This is a genomic window from Variovorax paradoxus (assembly GCA_016806145.1).
Classification (GTDB): Bacteria; Pseudomonadota; Gammaproteobacteria; order Burkholderiales; family Burkholderiaceae_C; genus Variovorax.
Genome location: CP063166.1, coordinates 3,936,410 through 3,957,494, shown reverse-complemented (window position 1 = coordinate 3,957,494; position 21,085 = coordinate 3,936,410). Strand labels below are relative to the sequence as shown.

Sequence of the window (21,085 nt, the reverse complement as noted above, 5' to 3'; positions counted from 1 at the left end):
TCGGGTGGGGGTTCAGTCGGCGCCGAGCTGCAGGCGGCTGGGCAGGCGCTTCTCGATCGCGAACTTCAAGAGCGCTGCGCAGCGGAAGATGCCGTGCGCGAACTTGCCGTAGGGCAGCGTGAGGAACAGCGCCATCACCACGCCCAGGTGCACGGCCAGCAGCAGCGCCATGAACCGCGTGTCGCGCCAGGCCAGCAGCGCCAGGCCGGTGAGGCTGGTCAGCAGCAGCAGCGCGATGAAGCCGCGGTCCATGGGCCGCTGCGCGACGTCGCCATGGGCCGGGTCGCGCCGCAGGTTGAGCCACAAGAGGCCGATCGGGCCGACCACCAGGCCGATGCCGCCGGCGGTGCCCAGCAGCACCGGCAGGCTGGTCAGCGCATAGGGCGCATGCAGGTCGAACAGGTAGTGGTAGAGCGTGGCCACGCAGGTCGAGGCGAAGCACAGCATGAAGCCGTAGAAGGTGAAGTGGTGGAAGCGCCGGCGCCACAGCGTGAAGCGGTCGTCCTCGTTGTTGCAGCCTTCGCCGTGGCCGCCGCCGAGGTACTTCAGGCGCAGCGCGTCGTGCGCCGCCTCCGCGCTCGCGGGCCCGCGCACGCCCGCCATGGCCGGCGCGTTGCCGGGGTCGTTGGCGGGCGAGACCTCGCGCCAGAAGCGCCGCACGCCCAGCGTCAGCGCGAGCAGCACGAACAGCGACACCGCGCCGAACAGCAGCGCGAGGAAGTTGTGCGGGAAGATCGCGTAGAAGTTGCCGGCCAGCGGCTCGTGCAGCAGCGAGCCGCTCATCGCGACCGCGAGCACCAGGAACAGCGCGAGGCCGCCGGCCAGGGCCAGCGCGACCGTGAGCCCGGCCTTCTCGTAGAGCGAGCCCATCGCGGCGGGCCAGGCGTAGTCGTGGTAGGTCTGCATGCGCACCTGGGCCATGGCCTGCGGCACGTTGACCGCGAACTCGTGCGGCGGCGCGTACTGGCAGGCATGCAGGCAGGCGCCGCAGTTGTGGCAGAGGTTGGCCAGGTAGTGCGTGTCGGCCTTGCCGAACTCGAGCCGCCGCGTCATCGCGGGGAACACGGCGCAGAAGCCCTCGCAGTAGCGGCAGGCGTTGCAGATCTGCAGGATGCGCGCGACCTCGCCCTCGGGCGCGGTCAGCGGAAGGGCGGGCTGGATCGGGATCACGCGCGACGGGGTGGCGCCGATGCCGTCCGCATCGGCACGCGCGCGTGCGACGAGATCAGTGAGCTGCTGCAAGAGAGGTCTCCGGGAAATTCTTCGAAATGTTCTTGGCGGCCTTCGCTGCCTGCGTGCCGGCGATGCGGCCGAAGGCCGTGCCGATGCTCATGCCGACGCCCGCCGTGTAGCCCTTGCCGAGCACGTTGCCGGCCATCATTTCGCCGGCCACGAACAGGTTGGGGCTGGGCCGGCCGCCGAAGCGCACGGCCGCGGTCTCGTCCACCTTCAGGCCCAGGTAGGTGAAGGTGATGCCGGGGCGCACGGGGTAGGCATAGAAGGGCGCGGTGTCGAGCGGGCGCGCCCAGTGCGTCTTGGCCGGCGCGAGGCCCTCGGTGTGGCAGTCGTCGAGCGCGGTGTGGTCGAAGCGGCCGACGCGGCAGGCGGCGTTGTAATCCTGCACGGTGCGCACGAAGGTGGCTTCGTCCAGGCCGATCTTCTGCGCGAGTTCGCCGAGCGTGTTCGCCTGCGTGCCGGTGAACACCGGCGGCATGAAGCGCCCGACCGCCTTCTGGTCGATGATCGACCAGGCGATCTGCCCCGGTTGCTGCGCCACCAGCCGTCCCCAGATCGCATAGCGCTTGGGCCAGAAGTCCTCGCCCTCGTCGTAGAAGCGCCGGGCTTCGCGGTTGACCACCACGCCGAGCGAGACGCAATCGATGCGCGTGCAGATGCCGCCGTCGTAGAGCGGCGCGCGCGCGTCGATGGCGACCATGTGGCCCTGCGAAGGATCGCCGATGCTGTCGGCGCCCGCGGCGATCATGTGCTTGAGCAGCACGCCCTGGTTGAAGCGCGTGCCGCGGATCAGGAAGTTGTCGGCCGGCCATTCGCCGCGCTCGTTCTGGCCCCAGGCCTCGCGCAGCCATTCGCGGTTCGACTCGAAGCCGCCGGCCGCGAGCACGCAGCTCTTGGCCGCGATGCGTTCGCCGGCCTCGGTGCGCACGGCCACGAAGCGCTCGCCGTCGAGCTCGACCGAGGCCACGGGCGTGTCGTAGCGGATCTGCACGCCGAGCCTTTCGGCGCTGCGGAAATAGGCATTGACCAGCGCCTTGCCGCCGCCCATGAAGAAGGCATTGGTGCGCGCCACGTGCAGTGCGCCCGACAGCGGCGGCTGGAAGTGCACGCCGTGGCTGCGCATCCAGTCGCGGCAGTTCGACGAGGCGCGGATCACCAGCCGCGCGAGGTGCTCGTCGGTGAGGCCGCCCGTCACCTTCAGCAGGTCCTGCCAGTACTCCTCTTCAGGGTAGGCATCGACCAGCACGTCCTGCGGCGCGTCGTGCATGCAGCGCAGGTTGCGGGTGTGCTGCGAATTGCCGCCGCGCCATTCTTTGGGCGAGGCCTCCAGCAGCAGCACCGAAGCGCCGGCTTCGCGCGCCATCAGGGCGGCGCACAGCGCGGCATTGCCGCCGCCGACAACCAGTACGTCTATCACTCGTGGGTCTCCTTGGAATCCAGGAGACTGTAGGCAGCGCGGCCTTCACGCGAAAGGCCGGATGAGGCAACGGGTGTTCAGTTTTCGAGAAGACTTGCACCCGTCCAGCGGCCGTCGCGAACGAGGCTGCGCGCGGTGTCGGCCACCACCACGCGCGTGGCCAGCGCGGCCGGCGAGAGCTCGTCGTCCGACAGGCTCACGAGCAGGTTGCGCCGGCCCACGTGGGCATCGGCGATCTGCGTGAGCTCGAGGTCGTCGCGGTCGTGGCGCGCGGTGGCGGCGCCGGGCTGCACGGTGGCGCCGTAGCCGGCGCGCACCGCGTCCATCAGCAGCGCGAGGCCGTCGACCTCGGCCACGATGTTCGGCTGCACGCGCGCGCGCAGGAAGGCCGCCATCAGCGTGGCGCGCAGGCCGTGGCTGCCGCTCGGCAGGATCAGCGGCACCTCGGCCAGCTGCGAGAGCCGCACCTTGGTGCCCATGGGGCGCCTGGCGAGCGTGGGCGAGGCGACGACGAAGAGCTTCTCGGCCAGCAGCGGCGAGACGCTCCAGCGCCGCGGCGTGTCGGTCTGGAACAGCACGGCCAGGTCGAGCTGGCGCGCATGCAGCATGGTCGTGAGATGGCCCGACAGCGCCTCGACCATGTGCAGCCGCACCTCGGGATAGCGCTCCTGCATGGCGCGCATCAGCGGCACGCCGAGCACGGTGGCGGTGGTGGGCGCGAGGCCCACGCTCACGTGGCCCGACAGCCGTGCCTGCTGCGCCGCGCGCACCGCGTCGTCGGCATGGCGCAGCGTGAGCTGGGCCTGCTGCAGGAAGGCCAGGCCGGCATCGGTGGGCGTCACGCCGGTGGAGCTGCGCTGCAGCAGGCGGGTGGCGAGCTCGCTCTCGAGCCGGCTGATCTGCTGGCTCAGCGCCGAGGTGACCACGCCGAGCTCGACCGCCGCGCGGCCCATGCTGCGCAGTTCGCAGACCTTGACGAAGTAGCGCAGTTGCCTCAGTTCCATGCGCGCATCATCGCGCAGGCGCCGCCTCGCTCGCGCCGCGGCGCAGCAGCAACCATCCGAACAGCGGGGCGGTGACGTACATCGCCACCGAATACACCGCGGCCGGCAGCGCGAGCTGGAAGCTGCCGAGCACGCTGACCGCGACGAAGATCGCCAGGGTGGAGTTGTGGATGCCGATCTCGTAGCTGATGGCGGTGGCCAGCGGCTTCTCGAGACCCGCGGCGCGACTCAGGTAGTAGCCCGCGAGCAGGCTCAGCACGTTGAACAGCACCACCGGCAGACCGATCTCGGCGAAGGTGGCGGCCATGGTCTTCCACTCGTTCGCGATCGCCAGCACCGTGACCACCGCGAGCACCACGCCGCTGAAGATCTTGGTCGGCTTCTCCATGCGCGCCGCGAAGCCGGGCCGGCGCGAGGCCACGAACATGCCGATGGCCACCGGGATCAGCACGATGGCGATCACCTCGACCAGCTTGCGCGTCTGCAGCGGCACCACCTGGCCGCTCTGCGCGAAATGGTGGATGGCCCAGTTGGCGATCAGCGGCAGCGTGACGATCGACAGCAGCGTGTTGACGGCCGTGAGCGAGATGTTCATGGCCACGTTGCCGCCGAACAGGTGCGAGAACAGGTTGGCCGAGATGCCGCCGGGCGAGGCCGCGAGCAGCATGAGCCCGATCGCGAACACCGGCGAGAGCCCGAAGCCCACGATGATCGCGTAGCAGGCCAGCGGCAGGCCGATGACCTGCAGCAGCAGCGCGATGGTCACGGCCTTCGGATGCCGGAACAGGCGTCGGAAGTCGTCGAGCGAGAGCGACAGCCCGAGCCCGAACATCACGAGCGCGAGCGCGCCGAACAGGAACCGGGTCACGATGAGCGTGGCGTCCATGGGTCTTGTCTCCTCAATCGTTCTTCTGGATCTAAAAAAATGGCTGCCGGCCCCCGTCGCGTGGGTGCTGGCAGCCTGGGAAACCGGGATCGACGCGTCTTAGTTTTTGTAGCTGTCGTCGATGCGGTCGAGTTTGCGGATCAGCGAGGGCCAGACGAACATGCCGCCGAGGCCGCCGCTTTGCACCTTCATGGCCTGGCCCACGCCTTCGATGATCTGCGGGTTCACCTGCGTGAGTTCGCTGCCGCCCGACTGGGCCGCGATCTGGATCTGGCAGGTGTTCTCGAAGGTGTACATCGAAAGGAACGCATCGGCAATGGTCTTGCCGCAGGTCAGCAGGCCGTGGTTGCGCAGCATCAGGAAGTTGGCGTGGCCCATGTCGGCTTGCAGCCGCGGCTTCTCGTCGTCGCGGAAGGCCACGCCCTCGTAGTCGTGATAGGCCAGCGAGGCCAGCACGAAGGTCGACTGCTGGCTGATCGGCAGCACGCCGTTCTTCTGCGCGCTGACGGCGATGCCGGCCTTGGTGTGCGTGTGCAGCACGCACTGGATGTCCTCGCGCGCGGCATGCACGGCGCTGTGGATCACGAAGCCGGCCGGGTTCACGGGGTAGGGCGAGTCGATGATCTTGTTGCACTGCTGATCGACCTTGACCAGGCTCGAGGCCGTGATCTCGTCGAACATCAGGCCGTAGGGATTGATCAGGAAGTGGTGCTCGGGGCCGGGCACGCGCGCGCTGATGTGGGTGAACACGAGGTCGCTCCAGCCGTACAGCGCCACCAGGCGGTAGCAGGCGGCGAGGTCGACGCGCAATTGCCATTCCTCGGCGGAGACGAGCTTCTGGACTTCGGTTGGTGTGGTGGCATTCATGGGGTGATGTCCTTGGGAGGTTGTTGAATTCGGGCAGCCGGACGCAGAGGGCGCGAAGGTTTCGCGAAGGACGCAAAAGAAGACAGCAAAATTTTTTTTGTTTTTCGCGCTCTTCGCGGAACCTTCGCGTCCTCTGCGTCCCGATGTCCGCTTTCGACGGCGTATCAAACCGCAGCCGGCTCCTTCAGCGCCGCCTTGTAGATGCTCTGCTTCGGCTGCGCCATCACGCGCCGCAGCATCGGCTCGAATTCGGCGATCGGCAATGTCTCGGCCTTCGGGTCGAAGGCCGGGTTGTCGTAGAGCGCGCAGAACTCGGCCGTGCGCTCGTAGTGGGGATGGTCCTTGAAGTTGTCGCGCAGGTCGCGGTCCAGGCCGATGTGGTGGAAGAAGTAGTGGCCCTGGAAGATGCCGTGGTTCTGCACCATCCAGTGGTTGGCCTCGCTCACGAAGGGCTTGAGGATCGCGGCGGCGATGTCGGGATGGTTGAAGGTGCCGAGCGTGTCGCCGATGTCGTGCAGCAGCGCGCACACCACGTACTCCTCGTCGCGGCCGTCGCGCAGCGCGCGCGTGGCGGTCTGCAGCGAGTGGGTGTAGCGGTCGACCGGAAAGCCGCCGTAGTCGCCCTCGAGGATCTGCAGGTGCTTGATCACGCGTTCCGGCAGGCCGCGCGTGAACTGCATGAATTCGCCGCCGATCAGTTGCCAGTCCTCGCGCGTGCTGTCCTGCATGCTCTTGAAGCTCGCCCGTGCATTCATCGTTGTCGTCTCCGGTGGGTCTTGTTCGTGGGTGAGGGCACTGTAGACCTGCGCTTGACGCTCAACTGTCAAGAATTTGACAATTGAGGCTGCTGGTAAACCCCGCCCGCGCCTGTCGCCGACTTGTCTCGTGCCACCGGCCTCCCCCTTTTTCCCGTCACCGCCACACCGCATGCCCGCACCCACGAAACCGCGCCTGTCCGCCGCCCACCGCGCGGCGATGGAGTCCAACCCCTGGTTCATGAGCATGCCGCGCGCGCAGCGCGAGAACCTGCTGGGCGCGGCCGAGCTGATCCACCTGCGGCGCGGCGCCATGGTGTTCCGCCAGGGCGATCCGGTGATCGCCGATGGCGGCTTCTTCGGGCTGGCCGCGGGCACCATCAAGATCTCGTCGCTGCGGCAGGACGGCCGCGAGGCGATCCTCGCGGTGCTCGAGCCCGGCAACTGGTTCGGCGAGATCACGCTGATCGACGGCTCGCCGCGCACCCACGACGCCACCGCGCTCGAGGCGCTCGACCTGCTCGTGATCTCGCCGCAGTCCTTCGGCCAGCTGATGCGCGACGTGGTGTTCGCCCATGCCATGGCCGCGATGCTGGCCGCGCGCGTGCGCATGCTCTACGGCCTGGCCGAGGACGCCACGCTGCGCAGCCTGCGCGCGCGCGTCGCGCACCGCCTGCTGGTGCTGGCGCGCGGCGATGCCACGCAGTCGCAGCAGACGCGCCAGCGCGTGGCGCTGCCGCAGGAGGCGCTGGCGATGATGCTCGGCGTGACGCGCCAGACGCTGTCGAAGGAACTCAATGCGCTGGCGGGCGAGGGCGTGGTCGCGCTGGGCTACGGGCGCATCGAGCTGGTGTCGCTCGACGCGCTTCAGCAGCTGGTGCGCGCCGGCTGAACGCGCCGGCCCAGCAGCGCCACCGAACAGGCCGCCGCGACGACGATCGCCACGGCCACGGCCATCACCGCGAAGAAGGCCTGGTCGAAGGCCGTGTGCGCGAGTGCCACGAGCTGCGTGCCGATCTGCGCGGGCAAGGTCTCGGCCGCGAGCAGCGCGCCATCGATGCCGTCGCGCGCCGAGGCCGGCACCGCCAGCGTGTCGGGAATGGCCAGCGTGGCCGTGTAGGTCGACGAGAGCACGCTGCCGAGCAGCGCGATGCCGAGCACGCCGCCGAGTTCGTACGACACCTCCTCGATCGACGCGGCCATGCCCGCATGCTCGGCCGGCGCGTTGTTCATGATCGCGTTCGAGGCCGCCGTGATGGTCGCGCCCACGCCCAGGCCCAGCAGCACCAGCACCGCGAGCTTGAGCACGCCCGTGGCATCGACGGCCAGCGCCAGCCCGCACAGCGAGAGCGCGGTGGCCAGCAGGCCGCTAAGGATCAGCGGGCGCGAACCGGTGCGCGGCAGCAGCATGCCCGCGAGCGGCCCCGCCACGAAGGCGGCGAGCGGCACCGGCAGGATCGTCAGGCCGGCCTGCAGCGGCGAGAGGCCGCTCACCAGCTGCAGCCGCTGGCTGAACACCAGCTCGACGCCGATCAGCGCCACCGAAGCCACGATGGCCGCGATCACGCCGCCCGAGAAGTACGGGTCGCGGAACAGCCGGAAGTCGACCAGCGGGCTCGCGCTGCGCCGCTGGCGGCGCGCGAACAGCGCCATGGCCAGCACGCTCGCGATGGCGCTGATGCCCATCGCGAGGCCCGAGGGCACGGGCTTGGCGAATTCCTTGATCGCGAGCACCAGGCAGACCAGCGCCACGAACACCTGCACCGAGCCGACGACGTCGAAGGGCTTCGGGTGCACGCTGGCGCCCGCGCGCCGCGCCGGCAGCAGCCAGGCGCCGAGCACCAGCGCGAGCACCACCACCGGCACGTTGATGAGGAACACGGAGCCCCACCAGAAGTACTCGAGCAGCACGCCGCCGACCACCGGGCCGAACGCGGCACCGCCCGAGGCGACCGAGGCCCAGACGCCGATCGCGACCGCGCGCTCGCGCTCGTCCGCGAACGCGAGCCGGATGATGGCCAGCGTGGCCGGCATCATCATCGAGGCGCCCACGCCGAGCAGGCCGCGCGCCGCGATCAGCGCCCCGGGGCTGCCGGCATAGGCGGCGCACAGCGAGGCCACGCCGAACACGACGAGGCCCGCGAGGAACATGCGCTTGTAGCCCACGCGGTCGCCGAGCGCGCCCATGCCGAGCAGGAAGCCCGACACCACCACCGTGTAGGCGTTGACGATCCAGAGCTTCTCGGACGAGGAGGCCGCGAGGTCGTGCGTGAGCGTGGGCAGCGCCGTGTAGAGCACGGTCATGTCGACCACGATCAAGAGCAGCGCCATCGAGACGATCACCAGGGTGATCCATTTCCTGAACACGGTATTCATCGCTCAGGCCTCCAGTTCCTTGAGCATCGTGACCGAGACCGGCATGCAGCCGCGCGCCTCGAAGAAACGATGCGCGCCCTGGTTGTCGATGCCGCTCTCGAGGAACAGGCGCGCGATGCCGCGCTGCCGCAGTTCGGCGCAGACCCAGTCGAACAGCTGGCCGCCGACGCCGGCCGACTGGAACGGTGCGTCGACCACGAGGTCGTCGAGCGTGGCGAAGGCGCGCGCGGCGCGCCGGGCCTCGTCGATGGACACCAGCGCGATCGCGGCCAGCGCGTCGCCGGCATGCGCGGTCGCGATCAGCGAAGCGGCCGTGGCCGGCGGCAGCGCGAGCGTTTCGCGCAGTTCGGCGCGCAGCACGTCGGGCAGGTCGCGGCGCCATTCGCCGGGCGCGACGGCGCGCGCGCCCTGCAGCTCGGAATGCGAGATGTAGCGCGGGCTCAGCTGGCGCATGAACAGCGCGGCGATGGCGGCTTCCCGCGCGGGGTCGTGGCACCAGTTCAGGGTGAGGGGAGCGGTGGGGATGCGGGGCATCGCGAGACGGGAGATCGGCATGCGAACGGACTTCTTTCTTCCCGGGCGGGGGCGGGATCGCCTCGCCTGGAGCTGCGATCTTGCTTCACTAGAATGGATGAATAAAGATGAAATCCATCTGAAAAGTAGATGAGAAGGCAAGCGCCATGGAGTGGACCGTCGACCAGTTGCGCCAGTTCGTCACCACCGCCGACTGCGGTTCGTTCTCGGCGGCCGCGCGCCGGCTCGGCAAGGCGCAGTCGGCCGTGAGCACCGCCATCGGCCTGCTCGAGGCCGACCTCGGCGTGGCGCTGTTCGACCGCTCGCGGCGCAATGCGCAGCTGTCCGAGGCGGGGCAGGTGCTGCTGCTCGAGGCGCGCGAGCTGCTGCGCCAGGCCGAGCAGCTCGACCAGCGCGCGCGCTCGCTGCACGACGGCAACGAGGCCGCGCTCTCGATGGCCTTCGACGAGGCGCTGCCCTACACCGCCATCGCCACGCTGTTGCGAGAGATCTCGGTGAAGTACCCGAGCCTCGAGCTCACGCTGCTCAACGGCACCGCCACCGAGGTGGCCGACTACGTGGAGCAGGAGCGTGCGAGCGTGGCCTTCCATTTCGACCGCGGCCCGGCGCGCGCCTGCTTCGAGCTGCGCCGCATCGGCAGCGTGCCGCAGGGCGTGTTCGTGGCGGTCGACCATCCGCTCGCCGATGGCCGCACCGTGCGGCGCAAGGACCTGGTCGGCCACCGGCAGCTGCTGATGCATGCGGACGACGTGCACGAGGTGGCCTACAGCCCGCGCGTGTGGCGCTCCGACAGCTTCTACAGCACGGCCGAGATGGTGGCCGACAAGCTCGGCTGGGCCGTGCTGCCCGTCAACATCGCGCACTACGAGGGCTACCGCCAGGCCCTCAAGGAACTGCCGTGCCCCGCGCTGGCGCTGCCGCGGCTGTCGGTGCGCATGCTGTGGCTGCAGGGGCGGCCGCTGGGCGCCACCGCGCTCTACGTGCAGCAGCGCTTCGCCGAGTTGCTGCGCGACAGCGCGGCCTGAGCCGCCGGGCGGCTCCGCCCGGACCTTCCTTGAACCGATGCATTCCGCTCGCGGGCGGCGGCCTGCGCGCGCCTGCCCGATGGCCGTCTCCCGTGGCATGGCTCTTGCGAAGAAGTAGCCCGATGGGAAACTTATTCACCAAAACTGGGCAACTCCTCTACAGGATTCAGCCCTGAAACGGTGGATATTGCTTCTCAGGGAAAGCGATATGTTTCCCATTGGGAAACAAAACTAATCTTCGGCCAGCTTCACCGCCCGTGCACGAAAACGGGCAACCCACGCCGCCACCGCCCCCGAGGCGGGCGGTCCCCGTCAGCAGAGCCATCAACCTCGCATCGGAGAGCCACCACCATGAATCACCCCGCAAATCCCGCGCTGGCCCAGGAGGGACGGTCGGCCGAGACCGACAGCTCCGAAGTCAGCCGTGTCGTGTTCGCCAGTTCGGTCGGAACCATCATCGAGTGGTACGACTTCCTGATCTACGGCACCGCCGCCGCGCTGGTCTTCAACAAGATCTTCTTTCCCGCCGACGACCCGCTGATGGGCACGCTGGCCGCGCTTGGCAGCGCGGCCGTGGGCTTCTTCGCGCGACCCTTCGGCGGCGCGGTGTTCGGCTACTTCGGCGACCGGCTGGGCCGCAAGTCGATGCTCTTGCTGACGCTCGCGATCATGGGGCTCGGCACCTTCGCCATCGGCCTGCTGCCGACCTACCAGCAGATCGGCATCTGGGCGCCGATCCTGTTGATCGTGCTGCGCATCGTGCAGGGCATCGGCCTGGGCGGCGAGTGGGGCGGGGCGGCGCTGATGGTTCTCGAGCATGCGCCCAGGCGGCGGCGCGGGCTCTGCGGCAGCCTGGTGCAGGTCGGTTTCCCGATCGGCCTGATCCTGTCGGCCGGCGTCTATTCGATGGTGTCGACCCTGCCCGAGGAGGACTTCATGGCCTGGGGCTGGCGCGTGCCCTTCCTGCTGAGCGTGGTGCTGGTGGCGCTCGGCGCCTTCATCCGCACGCGGGTGTCGGAGTCGCCGGTGTTCCTCGAGATGAAGGCCAAGAAGGAGATCGCGCGCAATCCCTTCGCCGAGGCGGTGTTCCGCGATCCGAAGAACTTCCTGATCGCGGTCGGCCTGAAGATCTGCGAGGTCTCGTGGGTCTACATGCTCACGGTGTTCATGGTGGTCTATGCGACCAAGAACCTGGGCCTGCCCAAGGAGATGCTGCTCAACGCGATCATGGTCGCGGCGGCGATCGAGGTGGTGACGATTCCGCTGTTCGGCTGGCTGTCGGACATCATCGGCCGTCGCCCGTTCTACTTCGCGGGCACGCTCTTCACCATCGTCTTCGCGTTCCCGCTGTTCTGGCTGGTCGACACGCGCGATCCGTGGATCATCATCGCCGCGACCGCTGTGGCGCTGAGCTTCGGCCACGGCCTGATGTTCGGCCCGCAGGCCACCTACTTCCCCGAACTCTTCGGTGCGCGCGTGCGCTACACCGGTGCCTCGTTCGGCTTCCAGGTGTCGGCCGCGCTCGGCGGCGGGCTCGCGCCGATCCTCGCCACCCTGCTGGTGGGCAAGCTCGGCGGCACCGCGGGCGTGTCGATCATGCTGATCGGCCTGGCCTGCGTGACCCTGGTGGCGGCCTTCTTCGCGCACGAGACGCGCGACGACTCGGTGCGCAACTTCTGAGCGCGCGCCCCACGACTTTTCATCCAGAACGAAAGACCCGCGAATGCACATGACCTTCCTGCTCTACGAGGGCATCGAACCCGTGGACCTCGCCGCCATCGGCGTGGTCTCGATGGCCCGGCGCGTGATCCCCGAGCTCGGCTACGAGACCGTGTCCTTCGACCGCGCGCCGGTCACGCTCGCCAACGGCCTGCAGGTGCTGCCGAGCCGCAGCTTCGAGGAGGTGCACGAGGTCGACGTGCTGCTGGTGCCCGGCGGGCCCGGCTGGCGCGCCGCCTCGCAGGATGCGCGCGTGCTCGCGTTCGTGCGCCGCGTCGCGCCCGCGGCGCTGGTCTGCTCGGTCTGCACCGGCGCGATGATCCTTGCCGAGGCCGGCGTGCTCGACGGCCTGCGCGCGACCACCAAGTTCGAGGTGGTGCCGCCCGAGACCTCGCCGCTCGACGAACTGCGGCAACGCCATCCGGCGATCCGCACCGAGCCCGCGCTCGTGGTCGACAACGGCCGCGTGGTCACGGGCGGTGGCGTCACGCTGTGCATCGACGCCACGCTCCACCTGATCGAGCGGCGCTTCGGCCCCGAGCCCGCGGCCGAGGTGGCCCGGATCATGGAATACGGCGCCGCGCGCGAGGCCAATCGGCTGCGCTTCGCGGGCTGAGGTTCAAGTCGTTTCCAAGAGTTGCCCGTCGGGAAACATCGGTCCAAAGCTGGTGCCACCCGTCGCGGAGACGTCCCATTCCCCACCACCCCATCCACAGGAGTCACACACATGTCCGCCGTCTTCAAGGAACGCCTCTCCGGCAAGCTGCAGCCCACCATCGGTGGTTCCGTCTACGTCGATCCCGCCACGCTCGAATGGCGGCCCTCGCAATTCCCGAAGATCCAGATGAAGGTGCTCTACCGCGACGACGCATCGGGCGAGATGACGGTGCTGCTCAAGTGGGAGCCGGGCGCGGTGCTGCCGTTCCACAGGCATCCCGAGATCGAACAGAGCTGGGTGCTCGAGGGTTCGTTCTCGGACCACGACGGCATCTGCCGCGCGGGCCAGTTCGTCTGGCGCCAGCCGGGCTCGCTGCACGAGACGCGCTCGGACGAGGGCTGCACCATCCTCGCGATCTACCGCAAGCCCAATGTGTTCTTCAACGCGGCGGGTTTCGAGGCCGACAAGAACTGAGTCGTTCTCGCGCGGGGCCGACCATCCGGGCAACCGGATGTGCCGGGCGGTAAACCGGTTCCGTTAAATTCGGAGCATGGTTGCTTCAAAGAAAACCGCCCGGCCGTCCAGGCGCGCGGCGGCCCCCGCCGCTCCTGCCGCTGCAGCGGCCCCCGCCGAGGTGCCGGCCCACGTGGACCTCGGCGTGCGCCTCAAGCAGCGGCGCCTCGAGGCCGGCCTCACGCTCGCGGCGCTGGCCGAGCAGGCCGGCTTCGGCAAGGCCTATCTCTCGCGCATCGAGAGCGGCCAGAAGGTGCCGCCGATCGGCTCGCTGGCGCGCATCGCGAGCGTGCTGGGCATCGAGGCCGCGAGCCTGCTCACCGACAACGCGCATGCGCAGCAGAGCTGGCGCGGCGTGAGCCTGGTGCGGCATGCCGACAAGCGCCCGACCGTGATGGGCGGCAGCGCCTTCGGCTACGACTACTTCGCGCTGACCGACGCCACCACCGACCGCGCGCTGCAGCCCTTCCTGTTCACCTTCCCCGACAAGGTCGACAAGTTCGTGTTCTTCGAGCACGAGGGCGAGGAGATGATGCACGTGCTCACGGGCCGCGTGGAATGGCAGGTCGGCGGCGACAAGTTCATCCTCGAGCCCGGCGACACCCTGCATTTCGATGCGCGCATCCCGCACCGCGGGCATGCGCTCGCGGGACCGGCGACGGCGCTGGTGGTGATCTATTCGCCCGTGGGCTACCACCCGAACCTGGCCTGAGGCTTCAGCGCAGCACGCGGCCGTCCGACGAGATGCTGATCAGGTCGATGCTGCGCACGTTGTCGCGCAGTCCCGGGCGCAGGTTGATGCGGAAGCCGCCGACGTCGTAGTCGGTCATCGCGCTCATCACGCGCTGCAGGCTCTGCGGCGTGAAGCCGCGGCCCGCGCGGCGCACCGCCTCGCCCACGGTCTTGGCGGCGATGAAGCCCTCGAGGCCCTCGTACGAAGGCGCCTGGTCGGAGTTGTCGACCGCGGCGCGGTACTCCTTGACGATCGGGATCGCCGAGGGCCGCGGCGAGGGCACGACCTGCGAGATCACGATGCCGCCGATGTCCTTGCCGAGCTCGGCGTAGAGCGGGTCGATGCCCACGATCGAGAAGGCCATGAAGCTGCCGGTGTAGCCGCTCTTGCGCAGCGCGCGGATGGCATTGGCCGTGGTGCCCGAGAGCGACACCAGCACGATGGCCTGCGGCGCGGGCTTCTGCACCGCCTTGAGCGCCTCCTCGAGTGCCTTGCCGCCGCCCGCGGGCACCAGCGCGGTGGCGACCAGCGGCGGCAGCTTGAGTTCGGTCACGGCCTGCTGCACCGCCGCGAGCCCGGCATTGCCCATCGCATCGTCGTCGCCGACCAGCGCGATGCGGGTCTGCCCCACGGTGGCGCACTGGCGCACGATCTTCAGCGCCTCGTCGATCATGCCGGGGCGCACGTGGAACACGTTGGGATGCGCGGGGCCGCGCAGGGTGTCCGAGGCCGCGAAGGGCGCGAACAGCAGGCTGCCCTGCTGGGTGGCGACCTCGGCGCCGGCATTGCTGCTGGCGGTGCCGACGAAGCCGAACAGCATGTCGGCCTTGTCGCGCGACAGCAGGGTGCGCGCGTTGGTTGCGGCGCGCGCGGCAGGGCACTGCCCAGGGTCAGCAGGGCGCCGGTCTTCATCAGCCACTGTCTGCGTGCGTCGTTCATCGGACACCTTTTGCTCAAAATAGTAAAAAAGTGTAGCAATTTGGATGCCCGGCGGGAAGTTTTGCGCACTGCAGAATCGCCGCCATGAACAAGATCGTCGTGCTGGCACTGGGATGTGCCGTGGTGGCCGGTTGCACCGACCTGGCCAGGAACAGGGCGCCGGAGCCGCCGGAGGTAGGTTTCTCGCCGGGCGGGACCGGGACGCCGACGCTGGAGGTCGCCGCGCCGCCCACGATCGCACCCCCTCCCATGGCGGACCCGACGCCGGCGCGCCGGCCTGCGCCGGTGTCCGACGCGCGCGTGCTGCAGCGCGCGATCCCGAGCTATCCCTCGCAGCTGGCCGAGCAGGGCGTGGCGGGCACGGTGGTCGCGGCCTTCGACGTGAGCCCCGAGGGCCGCGCCGATCGGATCCGGATCGTCAGCTCACCGCATCCGCTGCTGTCGCAGGCGGTGACGAAGTCGCTCGAGGCCTGGCGCTTCGAGCCGGCGCGCGATGCGAACGGCCAGGGCCTGCGCAGCGCGATGCGGCTGCCGTTCCGCTTCGTCGTCGAAGACTGAGGAAGGGGCGCCGCGCTCAGGCGCGCTCGAACACCAGGTCCCAGACCCCGTGGCCCAGCTTGAGGCCGCGGTTCTCGAACTTGGTCAGCGGCCGGTAGTCGGGCTTGGGCGCGTAGTCGGCGGCGGTGTTGCGCAGCAGCGGCTCGGCCGACAGCACCTCGAGCATCTGCTCGGCATAGGGCTGCCAGTCGGTGGCGCAGTGGATGTAGCCGCCGGGGCGCAGGTGCTGCGCGAGCTTGGTCACGAACTCGGCCTGGATCAGCCGGCGCTTGTTGTGGCGCTTCTTGTGCCAGGGATCGGGAAAGAACACGTGCACGCCGGCCAGCGTGGCGGGCTGCAGCATGTGGTCGAGCACCTCGACGGCGTCGTGCGCGCAGATGCGGATGTTCGGGATGCTCTGCTCGCCGATGCGCTTGAGCAGCGCGCCCACGCCGGGCTCGTGCACCTCGCAGCAGAGGAAGTTGGTGCCGGGTCGCACGGTGGCGATGTGGGCCGTGGCCTCGCCCATGCCGAAGCCGATCTCGAGCACGGTCGGCGCCTCGCGGCCGAAGGCCGCGGCCAGGTCCAGCGCCTGCTCGCGGTAGGGCAGCAGGAACAGCGGGCCCAGCTCGGCGAAGGCGCGTGCCTGGCCGTCGGTGGTGCGGCCGCCGCGCTTCACGAAGCTCTTGAGGCGGCGGTGCAGGGGATGGGGCTGGGGGCTGTCGCCCGCTGCGTCGTCGGCGGGCGGAAGGTCGTGGGACACGGTGTCGGGAAAGGTCATTGCGGCCGCGAATTGTAGAGAGCGCGCCATGCGGGCACCCAGCCGGCCAGCGCCTCGGCGCACGAGGCACCGCCAGCGGGGCCCAGGCCGAGCACGCGCGCGGCCGCCTCGAGCGCGGCGCGCGCGGCCTCGGGCGTGGCGGTGTCGAAGGCCGCCGCGCCGTTCTGCTTCGAGAGCTTGTGGCCATCGGCGCCGCGCACCAGCGGCGTGTGCAAGTAGCGCGGCGTCGGCAGGCCGAGGGCGCGCTGCAGCAGGATCTGGCGCGCGGTGTTGTCGGCCAGGTCCTCGCCGCGCACCACGTCGCTCACGCCCTGGTCGGCATCGTCGACCACCACCGCGAGCTGGTAGGCCCAGGGGCCGTCGGCACGGCGCAGCACGAAGTCGCCGACCTCGCGGCTCACGTCCTGGCCTTGATCGCCGAGGCGGCGGTCGGTCCAGTGGAGTTCGCCCGGCGCCGCGGCCTCGAACTTCTGCGTGGCGAAGCGCCAGGCGCGCGCGGGCTTGCCGTGCAGGCCGTCGCGGCAGGTGCCGGGATAGACGCGCTCGCCATGGCGCTCGTGGCGCTGGCCGAGCCGCGCGAGCGCTTCGTCGATGTCCTTGCGCGAGCAGCCGCAGGGGTAGGCGAGGCCGCGTTCGCGCAGGCGCGCCAGCGCGGCCTCGTAGCGCGCGGTGCGCGCGGTCTGCCACACGGGTTCCTCGTCGGGCAGCAGCGCGCAGTCGGCGAGCTGGCGCAGGATGCGCTCGCCCATGCCCGGCAGGCAGCGCTCGGTGTCGGCGTCCTCGATGCGCACCAGCCAGCGCGCCCGCGGGCCGTGCGCGCGCACGTCGAGCCAGCTCGCGAGCGCGGCGACCAGCGAGCCCGCGTGCAGCGGGCCGGTGGGCGAGGGAGCGAAGCGGCCGACGGGAGGCATGAAAAGACGGCAAGGGGCCGCGGCCGGCCCCGGCACGCGAACTACAGCGCCGCGAGCGCGAGCGACAGGCCCGAGACGAAGGCGTCCTCGACGCGGTGGCCGATGCACCAGTCGCCGGCCACGCCGATGCGCGCCTTGGCGTCCCACAGGTGGCTCTGGCCCACCGGTACCTGGGTCTGGGCCTCTGCCCAGCACAGCGCCTGCGCATGGGCCGGCGTGGCATGGATGCCGGTGATCTCGGAGAAGGCGCGCAGCAGCTTGGCCTCGATGCGCGGCGCGTCGTCGCGCAGGTGTTCCTGCGACCAGGTGGCGCTGGCCTGCAGGGTCCAGCGCTCGATGCGTTCGCGTCCGGGCTTGGACGATTCGCGCGCCAGCCAGGCCACGCGGTGGTGCGTGCTGCGCGCGGCGTTCCATTGCGGGCCCAGGTGCGACATGGTCGGCTGGTTGGCCTGCGGGAAGGCGATCATCAGCGTCCAGCACGGCGCGATGCGCACCGGCTCGACCTGGCGGCTGATGCTGCGCGACAGCTTGCCGTCCTCGAGCAGCGCGCGGGCGCGCGAGGGCGGCACCGCGAGCAGCACCGCGTCGAGGCCCGAGTACACGCGCTGCGAGTCGCCGGCACCGGCGGTGCGCAGCTGCCAGCGCGCGGCATCGAGCGCATCGGGCTCGATGCGCGTGACCTGCGTGCCGGTGACCAGGCTGTCGCCCAGCGGTTGGGCCCATTGCGCCACCAGCGAGTCCATGCCGGGCTGGGCCACCCAGTGCGATTCGAGCGAGGGCAGCGCGGCCTCGGCCACGCGGCCGTGGGCATCGAGCACGCGCACGAGGTTGGCGCTCCAGCGCCGGCACAGGCCCGGCACGGTCTCGAGTGCCTGCGCGAAGCGCGCGTCGCGCACGGTGAAGTACTGCGCGCCGCTGTCGAAGCGGCCGAAGGCGGTGTCGACGCTGGCCATGCGGCCGCCCGCGCCGTCGCCGCGCTCGAACAGCGTGACGCGATGGCCGGCCTGCACCAGCGTGCGCGCGCAGGCCACGCCGGCCATGCCGGCACCGACGACGGCGTAGTGGCGCGGCGCGGTGGCGGCCGTGTCGGAGGCTGTGTCGGGGGAGGGGGCCGGGCTTCGGTGGCGGTCTGCCTTGGCGCGAGGACGAGTGGTCATTGCTGGACCCTTTTCTTGTGACGAGGTGAAGACGGTTGGATGCTGCGCCGACTCTAACCCGGTCTGCGCGCGCGCCGCAGCCACCCTGGGGCAAACGACGATGCGCGCCCCCGAGGCATCAGCGGCCGCGGTGCCGCTCGAGCAGCGCGCGCCGCGTGCCCTCGTGCTCGAACTGCGCGAGCCACCATTCGAGCGCGCGCCCGGGCTTGCCCGCCGCGCGCACGCGCCAGGCGCAGTGCATGCTGCCCAGCGGCGGCTGGCGCTCGGTGCGGCGCTCGACCAGGTGGCCGGCCTCGATGTAGGGCCGCGCCATCGGCTCGGGCAGGAAGCCGCCGCCCAGGCCGTGCAGCTGCGCCGCGAGCTTGGCCTGCATGGTCGGCACGGTCAGCACGTCCTGTCCGCCGACTAGGTTGACCGTCATGCCGGGACTGCTGCGCGCCGAGTCGGCCGCTGCCACCGCGCGGTACTGGCGCAGCACGGCGTCGCTCAGCGGTTCCTCGAGCCGCGCCAGCGGATGGTGCGGCGCCACCGCGTAGATGAAGCGCAACTCGCCCAGCGGCAGGCTGCGCAGGCCGGTGGCGGTGAAGGCCAGGCTGGCGGCGTCGAGCACCGCGCCGATCGCGAGGTCGGCCTCGCCGCTGGTCAGGGCCTCGATGGTGCCCAGCAGGGTCTCGTCGCGCAGCTTCAGGCGGGTCGGCGGCTCGAGCGCGAAGAAGGCGGTGGCGAGGTCGAGCAGCGGATCGCGCGCGATCACGCTGTCGACCGCGATCGTGAGCATCGGCTCCCAGCCGGTGGCCACGCGCCTCACCCGGTTGGCCACGGCATCGATCTCGCCGAGCAGCCGCGCCGCCTCGCGCAGCAGCTCGGCGCCGGCCTCGGTCAGCTTCGCCTGGCGCGCGCTGCGGTCGAACAGCAGCACGTCGAGCGCGTCCTCGATCTGGCGCACGCGGTAGCTCAGCGCGCTGGGCACCAGGTCGAGCGCGCGCGCCGCCGCGGCGAAGCTGCCGGTGTGGGCCACGGTCTGCAGCATGGCGAGCGCATCGGGGGTCAGCACGTCGCGGGGGCTGGGCATGGTCGCGGCTCCATTGATCAAAAAATTTGAATGATGCCATCAAAGCGCGGCGCTTTTCCCTCGGGGGCGCGGACCTAAAGTTCTTCCCATCCGCTGCGCATCCGGCGCGGCATACGAAGAAGGCCGAAGATCCCCACGGGTCCGGCCCAAGGAGTCCGAAGATGTTGCAAGTCCGTAGATCCCAGGAACGCGGTTATGCCGACCACGGCTGGCTGCGCTCGTTCCACAGCTTTTCCTTCGCCAACTACTACGACCCGGCCCACATGGGCTTCGGCAATCTGCGCGTGATCAACGAGGACCGCGTGGCCGCCGGCGCCGGCTTCGGCACCCATGGCCACAAGGACATGGAGATCATCAGCTACGTGCTGTCGGGCGAGCTGGCGCACAAGGACAGCATGGGCAACGTGGAGTCGATCCCGCCGGGCGACGTGCAGCGCATGAGCGCCGGCCGCGGCGTGATGCACAGCGAGTTCAACCACAAGGCCGACGAGACCACGCACTTCCTGCAGATCTGGATCCAGCCCAACGTGCGCGGCATCGAGCCCGGCTACGAGCAGAAGAACTTCGATGCCGCCGAGAAGCGCGGCAAGCTGCGCCTGGTGGCCTCGCCCGACGGCGCCGACGGCTCGGTGACGGTGCACGCCGATGCGCGCCTGTTCGCGGGCCTGCTCGACGGCGACGAGAGCGCGAGCCTCGCGCTCGACCCGAAGCGCAAGGGCTACGTGCACCTGGTGCGCGGCGAGCTCGAAGTCAATGGCCAGAAGCTCGCGGGCGGCGACGCCGCGCTGCTCGAAGGCGAGTCGCGGCTGACGCTGGCCGGCGGCAAGGATGCCGAGGTGCTGGTGTTCGACCTCGCCGCCTGATGTTCCCGCGGCCGGGCGAGGGCCCGGCCTTTTCTTAGCGACCCGTTCCTTTCATTCCATTCAACACAACCGAGGAGTTCGAACCATGACAACCACCACCACCCCCAACGGCGCGCAGGACACGCTGGCGCTGATCGGCCGCATCCTGATCGCCTATCTGTTCATCCCGGCCGGCATCGGCAAGCTCATGGGCTTCGGCGGCACCGTGGGCTACATCACCTCGGCCGGCCTGCCGCTGCCCGAAGTGGCGGCGGCGATCGCGATCGTGGTCGAGCTCGGCCTGGGCATCGCGCTGCTGCTGGGCTTCAAGACCCGCTGGACCGCGATCGCCATGGCCATCTTCACGGTCGCGACCGCGCTGTTCTTCCACAAGTACTGGGCCGTGCCCGACGCGATGAAGATGGCGCAGCAGATCAACTTCAACAAGAACATCGCGATCGCCGGCGGCCTGCTCGCCTTCGCCGCCTTCGGTCCCGGCCGCTTCAGCATCGACAAGCGCTGATCCCCGCATCCATTCCCATCGCAAGGAGCCATCGAACATGAGCAACATCGTCATCGTCTTCCATTCCGGCTACGGCCATACCCAGCGCGTGGCGCAAGCCGTGGCCGACGGCGCGGGCGCGCAACTGCTCGCCATCGATGCCGACGGCAACCTGCCCGAGGGCGGCTGGGAGACCCTGGCCGCGGCCGACGCGATCATCCTGGGCTCCCCCACCTACATGGGCGGCGTGAGCTGGCAGTTCAAGAAATTCGCCGATGCATCGTCGAAGGTCTGGTACACGCAGGGCTGGAAGGACAAGCTCTTCGCGGGCTTCACCAACAGCGCCACCATCAACGGCGACAAGGTCACGACCCTGACCTACCTCTGGACGCTCGCGATGCAGCACAGCGGCATCTGGGTCAGCATGGGCATCCTGCCGACCAACAACAAGGCCGCCACGCGCGATTCGACCAACTACATCGGCGGCTACGGCGGCTTGCTGACGCAGTCGCCCTCGGACGCGAGCCCGGCCGAGATTCCCCGCGGTGACCTCGAGACCGCGCGGTCTTTCGGCGAGCGCGTGGCCGCGGTGGCAAGATCGCGCGGCTGACCACCGCCTGC

Annotated in this window: 22 protein-coding genes and 1 pseudogene; 10 read left to right on the top strand and 13 right to left on the bottom strand. The window is 69.9% G+C overall.

Features of this window, described 5'->3' with window-relative positions; all coding sequences use genetic code 11:
• Window positions 1-12: 12 nt before the first annotated feature.
• The 6 genes from tcuB to INQ48_18600 all read right to left on the bottom strand — a co-directional run bounded on the left by tcuB (window position 13) and on the right by INQ48_18600 (window position 6,165).
• A complete protein-coding gene (gene tcuB / locus INQ48_18625) occupies window positions 13-1,191 on the bottom strand; it encodes a tricarballylate utilization 4Fe-4S protein TcuB (GenBank protein ID QRF60792.1) in 1,179 nt (392 codons plus the stop codon).
• A 34-nt stretch (window positions 1,192-1,225) separates the two neighbouring features.
• The gene (gene tcuA, locus INQ48_18620; protein ID QRF55416.1) at window positions 1,226-2,653 is read right to left on the bottom strand and encodes an FAD-dependent tricarballylate dehydrogenase TcuA; all 1,428 of its coding nucleotides are present in this window, start codon (window positions 2,651-2,653) and stop codon (window positions 1,226-1,228) included.
• A gap of 77 nt (window positions 2,654-2,730) precedes the next feature.
• Entirely contained in the window at window positions 2,731-3,657 is a 927-nt protein-coding gene (locus INQ48_18615) for a LysR family transcriptional regulator (GenBank protein ID QRF55415.1), read from the bottom strand.
• 7 nt (window positions 3,658-3,664) lie between these two features.
• On the bottom strand, window positions 3,665-4,543 hold the full coding sequence (locus tag INQ48_18610; protein QRF55414.1) for a bile acid:sodium symporter family protein: 879 nt from the start codon (window positions 4,541-4,543) through the stop codon (window positions 3,665-3,667).
• Window positions 4,544-4,642: 99 nt separating this feature from the next.
• A complete protein-coding gene (locus tag INQ48_18605; GenBank protein ID QRF55413.1) occupies window positions 4,643-5,410 on the bottom strand; it encodes a class II aldolase/adducin family protein in 768 nt (255 codons plus the stop codon).
• A 164-nt stretch (window positions 5,411-5,574) separates the two neighbouring features.
• Window positions 5,575-6,165, bottom strand: a complete 591-nt coding sequence (locus tag INQ48_18600; protein ID QRF55412.1) for a phosphohydrolase — start codon at window positions 6,163-6,165, stop codon at window positions 5,575-5,577.
• Between the two features lie 172 nt (window positions 6,166-6,337).
• On the opposite strand from INQ48_18600, the gene INQ48_18595 reads away from it, so the two are divergent.
• Entirely contained in the window at window positions 6,338-7,057 is a 720-nt protein-coding gene (locus tag INQ48_18595) for a Crp/Fnr family transcriptional regulator (protein QRF55411.1), read from the top strand.
• Here INQ48_18595 and INQ48_18590 read toward each other — a convergent pair.
• On the bottom strand, window positions 7,033-8,532 hold the full coding sequence (locus tag INQ48_18590) for an MFS transporter (GenBank protein QRF60791.1): 1,500 nt from the start codon (window positions 8,530-8,532) through the stop codon (window positions 7,033-7,035). The two genes, INQ48_18595 and INQ48_18590, sit on opposite strands and share 25 nt — an antisense overlap.
• Window positions 8,533-8,544: 12 nt before the next feature.
• Window positions 8,545-9,096: a GNAT family N-acetyltransferase gene (locus INQ48_18585; GenBank protein QRF55410.1), complete on the bottom strand. Its 552-nt coding sequence runs from the start codon at window positions 9,094-9,096 to the stop codon at window positions 8,545-8,547.
• A 125-nt stretch (window positions 9,097-9,221) separates the two neighbouring features.
• On the opposite strand from INQ48_18585, the gene INQ48_18580 reads away from it, so the two are divergent.
• The 5 genes from INQ48_18580 (at window position 9,222) to INQ48_18560 (ending at window position 13,702) form a co-directional block, all read left to right on the top strand.
• Window positions 9,222-10,100, top strand: a complete 879-nt coding sequence (locus INQ48_18580; GenBank protein ID QRF55409.1) for a LysR family transcriptional regulator — start codon at window positions 9,222-9,224, stop codon at window positions 10,098-10,100.
• Between the two features lie 351 nt (window positions 10,101-10,451).
• Entirely contained in the window at window positions 10,452-11,780 is a 1,329-nt protein-coding gene (locus INQ48_18575; GenBank protein QRF55408.1) for an MHS family MFS transporter, read from the top strand.
• 43 nt (window positions 11,781-11,823) lie between these two features.
• Window positions 11,824-12,435, top strand: a complete 612-nt coding sequence (locus tag INQ48_18570) for a DJ-1/PfpI family protein (GenBank protein ID QRF55407.1) — start codon at window positions 11,824-11,826, stop codon at window positions 12,433-12,435.
• Window positions 12,436-12,546: 111 nt separating this feature from the next.
• Entirely contained in the window at window positions 12,547-12,951 is a 405-nt protein-coding gene (locus INQ48_18565; protein ID QRF55406.1) for a cupin domain-containing protein, read from the top strand.
• A 160-nt stretch (window positions 12,952-13,111) separates the two neighbouring features.
• A complete protein-coding gene (locus INQ48_18560; GenBank protein QRF55405.1) occupies window positions 13,112-13,702 on the top strand; it encodes a helix-turn-helix domain-containing protein in 591 nt (196 codons plus the stop codon).
• A 4-nt stretch (window positions 13,703-13,706) separates the two neighbouring features.
• Here INQ48_18560 and INQ48_18555 read toward each other — a convergent pair.
• Window positions 13,707-14,591, bottom strand: a pseudogene (locus tag INQ48_18555) (ABC transporter substrate-binding protein).
• 155 nt (window positions 14,592-14,746) lie between these two features.
• On the opposite strand from INQ48_18555, the gene INQ48_18550 reads away from it, so the two are divergent.
• Window positions 14,747-15,220, top strand: coding sequence for an energy transducer TonB (locus INQ48_18550; GenBank protein ID QRF55404.1), 474 nt, complete (start codon window positions 14,747-14,749; stop codon window positions 15,218-15,220).
• 16 nt (window positions 15,221-15,236) lie between these two features.
• Here the strand turns inward: INQ48_18550 and trmB are convergent, their stop codons facing one another.
• The 4 genes from trmB to INQ48_18530 all read right to left on the bottom strand — a co-directional run bounded on the left by trmB (window position 15,237) and on the right by INQ48_18530 (window position 19,120).
• Window positions 15,237-15,980, bottom strand: a complete 744-nt coding sequence (gene trmB / locus INQ48_18545; GenBank protein ID QRF55403.1) for a tRNA (guanosine(46)-N7)-methyltransferase TrmB — start codon at window positions 15,978-15,980, stop codon at window positions 15,237-15,239.
• The gene (gluQRS, locus tag INQ48_18540) at window positions 15,977-16,891 is read right to left on the bottom strand and encodes a tRNA glutamyl-Q(34) synthetase GluQRS (protein ID QRF55402.1); all 915 of its coding nucleotides are present in this window, start codon (window positions 16,889-16,891) and stop codon (window positions 15,977-15,979) included. The genes trmB and gluQRS overlap by 4 nt, the downstream gene beginning before the upstream one ends.
• 41 nt (window positions 16,892-16,932) lie before the next feature.
• A complete protein-coding gene (locus INQ48_18535) occupies window positions 16,933-18,048 on the bottom strand; it encodes an FAD-dependent oxidoreductase (protein ID QRF55401.1) in 1,116 nt (371 codons plus the stop codon).
• Between the two features lie 118 nt (window positions 18,049-18,166).
• On the bottom strand, window positions 18,167-19,120 hold the full coding sequence (locus tag INQ48_18530) for a LysR family transcriptional regulator (GenBank protein ID QRF55400.1): 954 nt from the start codon (window positions 19,118-19,120) through the stop codon (window positions 18,167-18,169).
• Window positions 19,121-19,281: 161 nt separating this feature from the next.
• On the opposite strand from INQ48_18530, the gene INQ48_18525 reads away from it, so the two are divergent.
• The 3 genes from INQ48_18525 to INQ48_18515 all read left to right on the top strand — a co-directional run bounded on the left by INQ48_18525 (window position 19,282) and on the right by INQ48_18515 (window position 21,074).
• Window positions 19,282-19,983: a pirin family protein gene (locus INQ48_18525; protein QRF55399.1), complete on the top strand. Its 702-nt coding sequence runs from the start codon at window positions 19,282-19,284 to the stop codon at window positions 19,981-19,983.
• Window positions 19,984-20,068: 85 nt separating this feature from the next.
• On the top strand, window positions 20,069-20,485 hold the full coding sequence (locus INQ48_18520) for a DoxX family protein (GenBank protein ID QRF55398.1): 417 nt from the start codon (window positions 20,069-20,071) through the stop codon (window positions 20,483-20,485).
• Window positions 20,486-20,522: 37 nt separating this feature from the next.
• Window positions 20,523-21,074 (top strand): flavodoxin family protein, encoded by a 552-nt coding sequence (locus INQ48_18515; GenBank protein QRF55397.1) that lies wholly within the window; start codon window positions 20,523-20,525, stop codon window positions 21,072-21,074.
• Window positions 21,075-21,085 lie beyond the last annotated feature (11 nt).

What these genes read in the sequence shown, in the direction of transcription:
- INQ48_18615 (QRF55415.1), bottom strand. Translation starts at nt 3,657, where the DNA reads ATGGAACTGAGGCAACTGCGCTACTTCGTCAAGGTCTGCGAACTGCGC.
- INQ48_18610 (QRF55414.1), bottom strand. Translation starts at nt 4,543, where the DNA reads ATGGACGCCACGCTCATCGTGACCCGGTTCCTGTTCGGCGCGCTCGCG.
- INQ48_18605 (QRF55413.1), bottom strand. Translation starts at nt 5,410, where the DNA reads ATGAATGCCACCACACCAACCGAAGTCCAGAAGCTCGTCTCCGCCGAG.
- INQ48_18600 (QRF55412.1), bottom strand. Translation starts at nt 6,165, where the DNA reads ATGAATGCACGGGCGAGCTTCAAGAGCATGCAGGACAGCACGCGCGAG.
- INQ48_18595 (QRF55411.1), top strand. Translation starts at nt 6,338, where the DNA reads ATGCCCGCACCCACGAAACCGCGCCTGTCCGCCGCCCACCGCGCGGCG.
- INQ48_18585 (QRF55410.1), bottom strand. Translation starts at nt 9,096, where the DNA reads ATGCCGATCTCCCGTCTCGCGATGCCCCGCATCCCCACCGCTCCCCTC.
- INQ48_18580 (QRF55409.1), top strand. Translation starts at nt 9,222, where the DNA reads ATGGAGTGGACCGTCGACCAGTTGCGCCAGTTCGTCACCACCGCCGAC.
- INQ48_18575 (QRF55408.1), top strand. Translation starts at nt 10,452, where the DNA reads ATGAATCACCCCGCAAATCCCGCGCTGGCCCAGGAGGGACGGTCGGCC.
- INQ48_18570 (QRF55407.1), top strand. Translation starts at nt 11,824, where the DNA reads ATGCACATGACCTTCCTGCTCTACGAGGGCATCGAACCCGTGGACCTC.
- INQ48_18565 (QRF55406.1), top strand. Translation starts at nt 12,547, where the DNA reads ATGTCCGCCGTCTTCAAGGAACGCCTCTCCGGCAAGCTGCAGCCCACC.
- INQ48_18550 (QRF55404.1), top strand. Translation starts at nt 14,747, where the DNA reads ATGAACAAGATCGTCGTGCTGGCACTGGGATGTGCCGTGGTGGCCGGT.
- trmB (QRF55403.1), bottom strand. Translation starts at nt 15,980, where the DNA reads ATGACCTTTCCCGACACCGTGTCCCACGACCTTCCGCCCGCCGACGAC.
- gluQRS (QRF55402.1), bottom strand. Translation starts at nt 16,891, where the DNA reads ATGCCTCCCGTCGGCCGCTTCGCTCCCTCGCCCACCGGCCCGCTGCAC.
- INQ48_18535 (QRF55401.1), bottom strand. Translation starts at nt 18,048, where the DNA reads ATGACCACTCGTCCTCGCGCCAAGGCAGACCGCCACCGAAGCCCGGCC.
- INQ48_18530 (QRF55400.1), bottom strand. Translation starts at nt 19,120, where the DNA reads ATGCCCAGCCCCCGCGACGTGCTGACCCCCGATGCGCTCGCCATGCTG.
- INQ48_18525 (QRF55399.1), top strand. Translation starts at nt 19,282, where the DNA reads ATGTTGCAAGTCCGTAGATCCCAGGAACGCGGTTATGCCGACCACGGC.
- INQ48_18520 (QRF55398.1), top strand. Translation starts at nt 20,069, where the DNA reads ATGACAACCACCACCACCCCCAACGGCGCGCAGGACACGCTGGCGCTG.
- INQ48_18515 (QRF55397.1), top strand. Translation starts at nt 20,523, where the DNA reads ATGAGCAACATCGTCATCGTCTTCCATTCCGGCTACGGCCATACCCAG.